The sequence below is a fragment of the Micrococcus sp. genome, assembly GCF_030523875.1.
Lineage (GTDB): Bacteria > Actinomycetota > Actinomycetes > Actinomycetales > Micrococcaceae > Micrococcus.
Map to the genome: position 1 here is coordinate 1 of NZ_JAUNHR010000016.1, position 10,718 is coordinate 10,718.

General features: G+C 71.3%; 11 protein-coding genes. 3 read left to right on the forward strand and 8 right to left on the reverse strand.

The window, feature by feature from the left end; translation table 11 throughout:
• Positions 1-92: 92 nt before the first annotated feature.
• The 3 genes from Q4D18_RS03685 to Q4D18_RS03695 form a co-directional block, all read right to left on the reverse strand.
• Positions 93-1,529 (reverse strand): amino acid permease, encoded by a 1,437-nt coding sequence (locus tag Q4D18_RS03685; RefSeq protein ID WP_303125937.1) that lies wholly within the window; start codon positions 1,527-1,529, stop codon positions 93-95.
• Between the two features lie 130 nt (positions 1,530-1,659).
• A complete protein-coding gene (locus Q4D18_RS03690; protein ID WP_303125938.1) occupies positions 1,660-3,477 on the reverse strand; it encodes a glycoside hydrolase family 13 protein in 1,818 nt (605 codons plus the stop codon).
• Positions 3,478-3,510: 33 nt separating this feature from the next.
• Positions 3,511-4,389, reverse strand: a complete 879-nt coding sequence (locus tag Q4D18_RS03695; protein ID WP_303125940.1) for a DUF4238 domain-containing protein — start codon at positions 4,387-4,389, stop codon at positions 3,511-3,513.
• A gap of 132 nt (positions 4,390-4,521) precedes the next feature.
• On the opposite strand from Q4D18_RS03695, the gene Q4D18_RS03700 reads away from it, so the two are divergent.
• Positions 4,522-5,100 carry a nitroreductase gene (locus Q4D18_RS03700; RefSeq protein ID WP_303125942.1) on the forward strand — a complete coding sequence of 193 codons (579 nt, stop codon included), beginning with the start codon at positions 4,522-4,524 and terminating at the stop codon, positions 5,098-5,100.
• A gap of 27 nt (positions 5,101-5,127) precedes the next feature.
• On the opposite strand, the gene Q4D18_RS03705 is transcribed toward Q4D18_RS03700, so the two are convergent.
• Together Q4D18_RS03705 and Q4D18_RS03710 are read right to left on the reverse strand one after the other, a co-directional pair.
• Positions 5,128-6,078 (reverse strand): hypothetical protein, encoded by a 951-nt coding sequence (locus tag Q4D18_RS03705; RefSeq protein WP_303125945.1) that lies wholly within the window; start codon positions 6,076-6,078, stop codon positions 5,128-5,130.
• A gap of 70 nt (positions 6,079-6,148) precedes the next feature.
• On the reverse strand, positions 6,149-6,973 hold the full coding sequence (locus tag Q4D18_RS03710; RefSeq protein WP_303125948.1) for an exodeoxyribonuclease III: 825 nt from the start codon (positions 6,971-6,973) through the stop codon (positions 6,149-6,151).
• Between the two features lie 80 nt (positions 6,974-7,053).
• Between Q4D18_RS03710 and Q4D18_RS03715 the strand changes: the two genes are divergently transcribed.
• A complete protein-coding gene (locus Q4D18_RS03715) occupies positions 7,054-8,427 on the forward strand; it encodes an NtaA/DmoA family FMN-dependent monooxygenase (protein WP_303125950.1) in 1,374 nt (457 codons plus the stop codon).
• Positions 8,428-8,431: 4 nt separating this feature from the next.
• Here the strand turns inward: Q4D18_RS03715 and nadE are convergent, their stop codons facing one another.
• Together nadE and Q4D18_RS03725 are read right to left on the reverse strand one after the other, a co-directional pair.
• Entirely contained in the window at positions 8,432-9,352 is a 921-nt protein-coding gene (gene nadE / locus Q4D18_RS03720) for an ammonia-dependent NAD(+) synthetase (protein ID WP_303125952.1), read from the reverse strand.
• A 49-nt stretch (positions 9,353-9,401) separates the two neighbouring features.
• On the reverse strand, positions 9,402-9,842 hold the full coding sequence (locus tag Q4D18_RS03725; protein WP_303125954.1) for a MarR family winged helix-turn-helix transcriptional regulator: 441 nt from the start codon (positions 9,840-9,842) through the stop codon (positions 9,402-9,404).
• A 65-nt stretch (positions 9,843-9,907) separates the two neighbouring features.
• Here Q4D18_RS03725 and pyrE point away from each other — a divergent pair, with 65 nt between their 5' ends.
• Positions 9,908-10,492, forward strand: a complete 585-nt coding sequence (pyrE, locus tag Q4D18_RS03730; RefSeq protein WP_303125955.1) for an orotate phosphoribosyltransferase — start codon at positions 9,908-9,910, stop codon at positions 10,490-10,492.
• 7 nt (positions 10,493-10,499) lie between these two features.
• Here pyrE and Q4D18_RS03735 read toward each other — a convergent pair.
• On the reverse strand, positions 10,500-10,718 hold a 219-nt coding region (locus tag Q4D18_RS03735), incomplete at its 5' end, for a CorA family divalent cation transporter (RefSeq protein WP_303125956.1).

The window sequence follows — 10,718 nt, forward strand, 5'->3', positions numbered from 1 at the left end:
CGGGGGGGGCCCCCCCGGGCCGGGGGGCCCCCCGGGGGGGTGGCCCTCGCCGCGCCCGACGGTCCGGGCGGGTGGGACGCGCGGATGCGGCGTCAGTCGCGGGCGCGCACCACGGGGAGCTGGCCGGTGCGGTCGTGCACGGCGGCGGACTTGCGCACGCCGGTGACGAACCACGCCGCGGTGAGGGCGACCACCCAGACCAGGCCGATGATCAGGGCCTGACGGGAGTCCGGGATGGTCGCCATCGTGATCACGACGACGGCCACGAACCCGAGGCCCAGCCAGGTGCCCACGGCGCCGCCCGGCATGGGGAACGGCGACGGCGCGGCGCCCTGCTCCTTCACGCGCTTCTGCATGGCGCGGTGGGAGAGGAAGATCATGGCCCACGTGAACACCACGGCGAACGAGGCGACGCCGGCGATCAGGCCGAACGAGTCCGGGTCCACGGTGATGAGGATGGCGCCGAGCACCATGACCACCAGCATGACCACCACGCTGAGCCACGGGACGCCGCCCTTGTTGGTGTTGGTGAAGGCGCGGGGGGCCTGGCCGTCGTGCGCCATGGCGTAGAGCAGGCGACCGGAGGCGTAGATGCACGCGTTGATGGCCGAGATCGCGGCGGTCAGCACCACGAAGTTCAGGATGTGCGGGGCGAAGGGCACGCCCAGGCCCTCGAAGATCTGCACGAACGGGCTGGTCTCGCCGGTCACGGCGGTCCACGGCATGAGGGACATGATGACCACCATGGTGCCCACGTAGAACAGCAGGATGCGCACGGGCACGGTGTTGATGGCCTTGGGGAGCACCCGCTCCGGGTCCTTGGCCTCGCCCGCGGCCACGCCGAGGGTCTCGATGCCGCCGAAGGAGAAGGTCACGATCGTCAGGGCGGTCAGGACGCCGAGGATGCCGTGGGGCAGGAAGCCGCCGTGGTCCACGAGGTTGTTCAGGCCGGCCGGGGTGCCGTCCGTGAAGGAGGCGCCGGTGAACATGAGGATGACGCCGCCGAAGATCATGGCGACGATGGCGCCGACCTTGATCAGGGTCAGCCAGAACTCGGCCTCGCCGAAGTTGCCCACGTGGGTCATGTTGATCAGGCCGATGACGAGGATCGTGGCCGCCACCCAGGCCCAGGCCGGGACGTCCGGGAACCAGAAGGCCATGTACTTGGTGATGGCGGCGGTGTCCGCCACGATCACCACGGCCAGCTCGAACACGAAGGTCCAGCCGGTGACGTAGCCCGCGAAGGGGCCGAGATAGCGGGAGGCGTAGGCCGCGAAGGAGCCGGAGACCGGCTCGCGCAGGGTCATCTCCCCGAGGGCGCGCATCACCAGGTAGACGGCGGCACCGGCGATGAGGAAGGAGAGGATCACGCCGGGGCCGGCGGTCTGGATGCCGCCCGCCGAGCCGTAGAACAGGCCGGTGCCGATCGCCGTGCCGATGGCGATGAACATGATGTGGCGCTGGCTCAGGCCGCGATGGAGCTCGCGGTTCTCGGGCGTGGCGCTCGTGGTGGTGCCGTGACTGGCCATGGGACTGCTTTCACTCGTGGGCCGATGTGATCGGACGCACCATGGTGCATGCCGATGAGTGAAATGTCACATCCGCTGAGTGCAAAGACTCCGGTGGGGGCCGCGCCGGGACCCGGCGCGGCCCCGACGGTCAGCGGCGGAGCAGCCAGGCGGCCGCGTCGGGGGCCAGCCGGCCGTCCACCAGGGCCTCCGAGCCGGGCAGCGAGAACTGCGCCTTCTTGTGGTCCTCGGGCAGGGCCACGGGCTCGGCGCCGAGGTTGGCCATCACGAGGACGGTGCGCGCCGGGATCGGCTCGCCCGAGCCCAGGTGACGGCCCCCGCCGGAGGTCACCGTGAAGGCCAGCACGCCCTCCTCCGGGCGGTGGTGCTCCTCGGACCACGCGAACGAGCCCGTGCCCAGGTCCAGCTCGGCGCGGATCTGCAGCAGGTGCCGGTACAGCTCGAAGTGCGAGCCCTCGACGCCGACCTGCCGGTCCGCGGCCAGCTCCCGGAACGCCGCGGGCTGGGGCAGCCACGGCGCGGCGGCGTCGGCGGGCGCGGGGGCGCCGTCGGGGTGCACGGTGAAGCCCAGGTGCGGCTCGTCCGCGGCCCACGGCATGGGGATGCGGCAGCCGTCCCGGCCGGGCTCGGCGCCCTCGGTGCGGAAGAAGTACGGGTCCTGGCGGTGCTCGGCCGCCAGCGTGGTGTGCTCGGGCAGGCCGAGCTCGTCGCCCTGGTAGATGTACGCCGACCCGGGCAGGGCCAGCTCCACCATGGCCGCCGCGCGCGCCCGACGCCGGCCGAGGGCCTCGTCCGGCTGCTCGTCTGCGGCGGTGATGCCGGCCGGGTAGGCGGTGGGGTCGGACAGGCCGTAGCGGGAGGCGTGGCGGACCGTGTCGTGGTTGGAGAGCACCCAGGTGTTCGGGGCGCCCACCTTCTCGCCCTCCGCGAAGGAGCGCGTGATGGCCGAGTCCAGCGCCTGCGCGTCCCAGCCGGCCATGAGGTAGGTGAAGTTGAACGCCTGGTGCATGTGCCCGGGGCGGACGTAGCGGAAGGTGCGCGGCAGCGGGGACACCCAGGCCTCGGCCACCATCATCGGCTCGTGCTCGTAGGAGTCCAGCACGCGGCGCCACTGGCGGTAGACCTCGTGCACGCCGTCCTGGTCCAGGAACGGCATGGCCGGCTCGAACGCGTCGACGTCGAAGTCGGGGTCCTGGTCCTCGCCGGCGTCGGTGACCATGCCCATGCGGGTGTGGTCCGCGTCCGGGTAGCCCGGCTTCTTGATGAGCCCGTGGGCCACGTCCACGCGGAAGCCGTCCACGCCGCGGTCCAGCCAGAACCGCAGGATGTCCTCGAACTCCGCGCGGACCTCCGGGTTCTCCCAGTTCAGGTCCGGCTGCGTGGTGTCGAACAGGTGCAGGTACCACTGGCCGGGCGTGCCGTCCGCCTCGGTCACGCGGGACCACGCCCCGCCGCCGAAGGTGGACTCCCAGTTGTTCGGGGGCAGCTCGCCGTGCTCGCCGCGGCCCTCCGTGAAGTGGTAGCGGGCGCGCTCGGGGGACCCGGGGCCCGCGGCGAGCGCCGCCTGGAACCAGGCGTGGTCGCTGGAGGTGTGGTTGGGCACCAGGTCGACGATCACGCGGATCCCGGCCTCGTGGGCCGCGGCGATCATCGCGTCCGCGTCCTCGAGCGTGCCGAACCGCGGGTCCACGGCGCGGTAGTCCGCGACGTCGTAGCCGGCGTCGTGCTGGGGGGACAGGTAGAAGGGGGAGAGCCAGATCGCGTCCACGCCCAGGCGGGTGAGGTACGGGATCCGCGCGGTGACGCCGGGCAGGTCGCCCATGCCGTTGCCGTCCCCGTCCGCGAACGAGCGCGGGTAGACCTGGTAGATCACCGCGTCCACCCACCACGGGGTGGTCGGACGGTTGCGGGCTTCCGAGGGCGGCGTGCTGAGGCGGGGCGTGATCATAGGGTCAAGCCTAGGCCGGGTCGGTAAGACCTGTTACAGAAGCAGTCCGATCTGCGACTCGTCTTGCGGATGAAAAACTATTATTTGATGAGCCCTGCGAATTGTTTCCTGGTTTAGCGACTTGGCCAGTTGCGTCGTACCTTGGATGAGCTTATCTTCTCCCTGCTCTTTTCTTAATATTAGAGCCACTTTTCTGGATACCGGAAACGTGATGGAGTCGGCTGGTTTAACTCCAAAATTGCGCATAGAGTCGCTTAAAAGATTCACCGGGTCGTCACTTGTCGCAAGGGATTTTCGATAGAATTTAACAACAATCCATCGTCGTCTTAATAATTCATCGGCAATCGTGTGTACATAATTATCCAAGCCTTGAGCCTGAAATTCTGCAGAGTTCACATAATTGACCATTTGTGGGACAACCAGTGAATACGCCTCTTCGACAATTTTCTTTGCTTCATGCGCCGAAAGATCGGGTGACTCTTCACGCAGTTGTTGAATCCGCTGGGCCCGCGTAGATTGGAGACCCTCAGTCGCAATGACGGACTCGCCGATTTTTTGAGAAAGTTCTCGCATCGGGCGGGATCGTAGGTGTTGCATTGACATCCAAAGCGCGGCGCGCTCCCTGCCGTCAGCGCTCAAGGGCCCGCTTAAGTTGCTTATTTCACTGATTCCCGGAAAAAGTTCCTCTTCCCATTTTGAAAGCGCCACCTCCATGGCGTCACTTTTTTGCCCATCAATTTCTGATACCGAATAGAAATGATTTTCCGCCGCCACGTTAGCAATATTTGAGACAAATGTACCGCCGTGGCAGTGTTGAACTTTCACTCTCTCTCGACTATCTGCGAACAATTTGAGGTATCGCCTGGGCACAATATGATGCGTTTTTGCTCTTGGTGTCAAAGTGGTGTCCACCTTTAAGGGGTTATATTTTTAAGTGTAGTAGGTAAATTTGCTTTTAGAGTTGTAAGGATCGCACGCCCGAGCTAATTCTTCAAGGGCCGGCTCGACTACTTTCTGCGACGCCTCGCACCCCACAATGGGGGCATGAAGCACTTCGACGACCCCGTCCTGCAGGCCATGGCCTCCCGCCGCTCCGTGTCCAAGGTGGGCCCGGCGACGCCGTCGGACGAGGAGATCGCCCGGCTGCTGGCCGCGGTCACCCCCGTGGCCGACCACAAGGCGCTGCGGCCGTGGCGCCTGATCCTGTTGCGCGGGGACGACCGCCGCGTGCTCGGCGAGGCCCTCGACGCGGCCGCCGGCGTCGAGCGGGAGCCGGGGGAGCGCAACGAGAAGCCGTTCCGCGCCGAGCTGCTGATCGCCGTCGTCGCGAAGCACACGGAGCACCCGAAGGTCCCGGAGTGGGAGCAGCACGCCACCGCCGCCGGAGCCGCCCACCTGCTGGAGCTCGCCCTGTGGCGGGCAGGCTGGGGCGTGATGTGGCGCACCGGCCTGCTGACGGACGCCCCCGAGGTCCGTGCCGCCCACGGGCTCGCCGACGACGAGATGCTCCTGGGCTGGCTCTACGTGGGGGACGTGGACCCGCACCTGAAGGAGCGCCTGGCCGCCTCGAACAAGCCGGCGCTGGATCCGGCCCCGTTCCTGGGCCGGATGCCGCGGGGCTGACGGGCCCGTCCGGCCGCCGCCCCGCCCTCAGTTCGCGTGGGCCAGCATCCCGACGCGGCCCCACCGGCGGTTGAGCCGCTCCTGCGCGAGCCCGGCGCTGGCCTCGTCGCCCTCGTCCAGGGCGTCGATCAGCGTCCAGAGGTCGAACGCGGAGTCGTCCGGCCACACGTGGGGCGTCAGTCCGCCGTAGTCCAGCTCCAGCACGGAGTCCGGGTGGAACGCCTGCAGCCACGGGATCATCACGGCCAGCTCGCCCAGGAGCTCCGAGTCCGGCGCGTGCCGGGCCAGCACCGCGGCGGCGTGCCCGGCCCGCTCGACGGCCGCGGCCACGGGCGTACGCCGGTACGCCGTGGTCTCCCCGTCCACGAGCCGACGCACGGGCTCCTCCGGGTCGAACACCCCCAGCCACGCGTGCGGCACGCCCCACACGGCGGTGCGGGTCTGCACCCGGTGGGTGCCGCTCGTGCCGTCGCCGTCCTGGTGGGCCTGGTCCGGGCCGCGGCTCCCGCGGACGGCGGCGCCGGCGTCCTCGCGGTGCTCGGGGCCGCCGACCGCGTCCTCCGACCCCTCGCCGGGGTCGGTCTCGTCCGCGCCGGGGGTCAGGCCCCACTCGTCCTCGAGCGCCACGAGGGCGCGGCCGCGGTTCATGGCGCGCGCCGCCGTCGGGACGGCCGCCTCGTATGCCGACGGCGCCATGGCCTCCTCGAGCATGGCCGCGGCCATCTCCATGCGCAGCGCGAGCTCATCCGGGCAGTAGAACGCGGACCCGCCGACCTCCAGCACGCGCACCAGGTCGTCCTCCCCGGGCTCGGGGAACGGGTCCGCCACGCGCCGCAGCAGACGACGCCGGGCCCGGGCCTGCGCCTCGGCCTCCACCTCGGCGCGGGTCAGGTGCGCGGCCGCGATCAGTCGGGCCTGCACGGCGTCCGGGTAGGCGGACAGCGGCTGGAAGACGCGGAGGTTCGCCGCGACGTTCACCCCCGACCCCCGCGGAGGGGGAGCGGGCGGGCAGCGGCGGGCGCCGTCGTCGTCATGGGGGTGCCCCGGCTCAGCCGAGCTCCACGACCACGGGGGCGTGGTCCGAGGCGCCCTTGCCCTTGCGCTCCTCGCGGTCGATCCAGGCGTCCGTGACGGTCTCGGCGAGCGCGGGGGAGAGCAGCGGGAAGTCGATGCGCATGCCCTTGTTCTTGGGGAAGCGCAGCTGCGTGTAGTCCCAGTAGGTGTAGACGTCCGGGCCGGGGTGGCGCGGGCGCACGGGGTCGGTGAACCCGAGCTCCTCGAACGCGCGGAAGGCGGCGCGCTCGGGCTCGGAGACGTGCGTGTACCCGTCGCGGAGGAACATCTCGATGTCCCACACGTCCTCGTCCCGCGGGGCGATGTTCCAGTCGCCCACGTAGGCGGTGCGGGCCCGCGGGTCCGCCTTAAGCTCCGCCGCGGCGTGCTCCTGCAGGACGCGCAGCCACTCGAGCTTGTAGGGCATGTGCTCGTCCTGCAGGCCGCGGCCGTTGGGCACGTACAGGGACCACAGGCGCAGCGGCTCGACGCCGTCGGCCTCCTCGCCGACCACCGCGGAGAGGGCGCGGGCCTCCTCCTGCGGGTCCTTGCCGCCCTTGCCGAAGTGCGGCTGGCCGGGGAAGCCCCGCTGCACGTCGGACAGGCCCACACGGGAGGCGATCGCCACGCCGTTCCACTGCGAGATCCCGTGGTGGGCGACCTCGTAGCCGGCGCGCTCGAACAGCTCCCAGGGGAAGTTCTCGTCCTTGCACTTGGTCTCCTGGACGGCCAGGACGTCCATGTCCTGCCGCTCGAGGAAGGCCTCCACGCGGTCGGCGCGGGCACGGAGGGAGTTCACGTTCCAGGTGGCGATCTTCACCCGTCCAGGCTAGCGGGCGGGGCGGAGGCCCGAGCGTGGAGGGGTGACCCCGGTCATGGCCGGGGTGCGAGGATGAGCCCATGCTCCTCTGCGCCCTGGACATGATGGTCCCCACCCACCAGACCACCGGGATCTGGCGCCACCCCGACGCCGACGTCGAGCAGTACCGGGACCTCGACTTCTGGATCCGGCACGCCCGCATGCTGGAGACCGCGGGGTTCGACGCGATGTTCTTCGCGGACGTGGCCGGCGTCTACGACGTGTTCGACGGCTCCGGCGCCACCGCGATCCGCGAGGGCATGCAGTACCCCATGCTCGACCCGCTGCTGGCGGTGAGCGCGCTCGCGGCCGCCACCGAGCGGATCGGCTTCGGCGTCACCGCCTCCGTCAGCTACGAGCAGCCGTACCTGCTGGCGCGGCGGTTCGCCACGCTGGACCACCTCACGCGCGGGCGGATCGCGTGGAACATCGTCACCTCCTACCAGCGCTCGGCCACCGAGAACCTGGGCCTGGGGGACCTCGTCCCGCACGACGAGCGCTACGACCGCGCCGACGAGTTCATGGACGTGGTCTACGCGCTGTGGGAGGGCACCTTCGCGCCCGGCGCGCTCGTGGCCGACGCCGCGGCCGGCGTCTACCTGGACCCGGAGAGGGTGCACGGGGCCGGGCACGAGGGCCGCTGGTTCTCCGTGCCGGGGCCGGGCCTGACCTTGCCCGGCCCGCAGGGCACCCCGTTCCTGTTCCAGGCAGGCTCCTCCCCGCGGGGGCTGGAGTTCGCGGCCCGGCATGCCGAGGCCCTCTTCTTCTCCGGCACCACGCCGGAGAACGTGCGCCGCCTGACGGACGCGCTGCCGGCGCACCTGGAGCGGGCCGGACGCCCGCGGGACGCGGTCCGCGCCGTCACCTCGGTCACGGTGGTCGCGGCGGACACCGACGACGCCGCCCGCGCCCGCCTCGACGACTACGCCCGCCACGTGGACGAGGACGCGGCCCTGGCCCTGTTCGCCGGGTGGACCGGGCTCGACCTCGCCGCCCTGTCCCCGGACGACGTGCTCCAGGACGTGCCGATCGAGGGCAACCGCTCCGCGCTGCAGTCCTTCACCTCGATGGACCCGGACCGTGCGTGGACGGTGCGGGACCTGGCCGCGTTCATGGCGATCGGCGCCCGCGGCCCCGTGATCGTGGGATCGGGCCGGACCGTGGCGGACGAGCTCGAGCGGTGGATGTCCGAGGCCGGGGTGGACGGGTTCAACGTGGACTACGCGCTGCGCGGCGTGGACCTGCCGGCCTTCGCCGAGCACGTCACCCCCGTGCTGCGCGAGCGCGGGCACCTGCGGGACGGGGCGAGCCCGGGCGTCCCGGGCGGCCGGCCGGCGTCGGGCACGCTGCGCGGGCGCATCCTCGGCGCGGACACCCTCCGGGACGACCACCCGGGGGCGGCCTTCCGCCGCTGAGGGCTCAGCGCCACCAGGTGTCGTGGATCGTGACCGGGGTGGTGCGCTTGTGGCGGGAGCGCAGCCAGACCCCCTCCAGCTTCTCGGCGACGGCCTCCGGGATCTCCCGGCCCTCGAGGTAGTCGTCGATGTGCTCGTAGGTCATGCCGAGCTCGTCCTCGTCCGTACGGCCCGGGTTCCCGTCCAGCAGGTCGGCGGTGGGGACTTTGCTCCACAGGTGCTCGGGGGCGCCGAGCTCCCTCGCGACGGCCCGGATCTGGCGCTTGTCCAGGCCGAACAGCGGGAGCACGTCGGCCCCGCCGTCGCCGAACTTGGTGAAGAACCCGGTGACGGACTCGGCGCCGTGGTCCGTGCCGATCACCAGCTGCCCGTGCGCGCCGGCGATCGCGTACTGCGCCACCATGCGGATGCGGGCCTTCACGTTGCCCTGGTTGTAGTCGGTGATGGGCTCGCCCACGGCCTCGGCGAACTCCTCCGCCACACCCGCCACCGCGCCGGCGATGTCGAAGGTGACCTCCCGGTCCGCGGACACGAAGTCCATGGCGGCCTGCGCGTCGGCCTCGTCCCGCTGCGCCCGGTAGGGCAGTCGCACCGCGGTGAACCGGGGGGCCTCGCGGGAGGGGGCGGCGTCGTCGGCTCCGGCACGCGCCTCGCCGGGCGCGGTCCCTGCGGCCACCGCGGGACCGCCGAGGGCGACGGCGTCGGTCACCCCAAGCTGCGCGCGGCGGCGCTCGACGGCGAGCTGGGCCAGGCGTCCGGCGGTGGTGGAGTCCACGCCGCCGGAGATGCCGAGCACGAACCCGGTCGCGCCGGTGGCCTCGAGGTAGTCCACGAGGAACCGCACGCGGGCCTCGACCTCGGCGGCCGGGTCGATCTCGGGGCGCACGCCCATCTCGGCGATGATCTGCTGCTGGAGTTCACGCATGCGCCCAGCGTAGGCCGGGCGCCCGCCCCGGGGGACGGCGTCCCGCCCCTCAAGCCTCCGGGTGCCCCAGGTTCCGGGCGATCGCCCGCAGGGTGGCCACGGTGATCCCGTAGTGCTCGGCGGGCAGGTCCGCGGTGGCGTCCCCGCGCAGCCGCTCCACGGCCTCGCCCACGCGCTCCCCGGCGGCCCGGCCCGTGGCGGTGAGCGTGAACAGCTCGCCCTCCACGGTCACCCAGCCGGCCTCCACGAGCTCGTCCAGCTGGTCGGCGACGGCGTCGCGCACCTCCGCCTCGAAGCCCGAGCGGATCTCCGCGGCGGACAGGGGCGAGGTGGTCAGGGCGTTCAGGACCTGCCACTGCGGGCGGGTCAGGCCGTGCTCCTCGAGGCTGGCGCCGATCCGCGCCGCGAGCAGGCCCTCGGCCACCGTGAGCCAGTGGGACAGGGGCAGGCCGGAGGGGTGGGACGTGTGCTGCTGTGCCGGGTCCGTCATGGTCCGAGGCTAGACCCGCGCCCGGCGCCGGTCGAGGGGCCCGGCCGCCGCCGTAGCATGGGCGCATGACCGCACAGACCCCCTCCGCCCCCACGCCCGAGCAGGACCGCGAGCGCCTCCGCGAGCTCATCCGGGAGCTGGCCGTGGTCCACGGCCGCGTCACCCTGTCCTCCGGCAAGGAGGCCGACTACTACGTGGACCTGCGCCGCGTGACCCTGCACCACGAGGCCGCCCCGCTGATCGGCCGCGTCATGCTGCGCCTGCTCGAGGACAACGGGATCGAGTTCGAGACGATGGGCGGGCTCACCATGGGCGCCGACCCCGTGGCCACCGCGATGATGCACCAGGCCGTCGCGCAGGGCCGCGCGCTGGACGCGTTCGTGGTGCGCAAGGCGCAGAAGTCCTACGGCATGGGCCGCCAGGTCGAGGGTCCGGGGGTCGACGGGCGCCGCGTCGTCGTGCTGGAGGACACCTCCACCACGGGCGGCTCCGCGCTGACCGCCGTGGAGGGCGTGCGGAGGGCCGGCGGCGACGTCCAGGCCGTGGCCGTGATCGTGGACCGCGCCACCGGCGCCGCCGAGCGCGTGGCCGAGGAGGCCGGCGTTCCCTACCTGTACGCGTTCGGCAAGGACGAGCTGGGCCTGGACTGACGCCGGCTCAGAGCCAGTCGGCGCGCTTGAACAGCGTGTAGAGCACCAGGGCGACGGCCAGCATCAGCCCGAGGGCCATGGGGTAGCCGAACGCCCAGTGCAGCTCCGGCATGCGCTCGAAGTTCATGCCGTAGATGGAGCCGATCAGCTGCGGGGCGAAGATGATGGCCGCCCAGGAGGAGATCTTCTTCACCTGGTCGTTCTGCTCGATCGACTGCTCCGCCAG

Coding starts and splice junctions, on each gene's coding strand:
- Q4D18_RS03685 (WP_303125937.1), bottom strand. CDS start 1,529: ATGGCCAGTCACGGCACCACCACGAGCGCCACGCCCGAGAACCGCGAG.
- Q4D18_RS03725 (WP_303125954.1), bottom strand. CDS start 9,842: ATGACGGACCCGGCACAGCAGCACACGTCCCACCCCTCCGGCCTGCCC.
- nadE (WP_303125952.1), bottom strand. CDS start 9,352: ATGCGTGAACTCCAGCAGCAGATCATCGCCGAGATGGGCGTGCGCCCC.
- Q4D18_RS03690 (WP_303125938.1), bottom strand. CDS start 3,477: ATGATCACGCCCCGCCTCAGCACGCCGCCCTCGGAAGCCCGCAACCGT.
- pyrE (WP_303125955.1), top strand. CDS start 9,908: ATGACCGCACAGACCCCCTCCGCCCCCACGCCCGAGCAGGACCGCGAG.
- Q4D18_RS03700 (WP_303125942.1), top strand. CDS start 4,522: ATGAAGCACTTCGACGACCCCGTCCTGCAGGCCATGGCCTCCCGCCGC.
- Q4D18_RS03715 (WP_303125950.1), top strand. CDS start 7,054: ATGCTCCTCTGCGCCCTGGACATGATGGTCCCCACCCACCAGACCACC.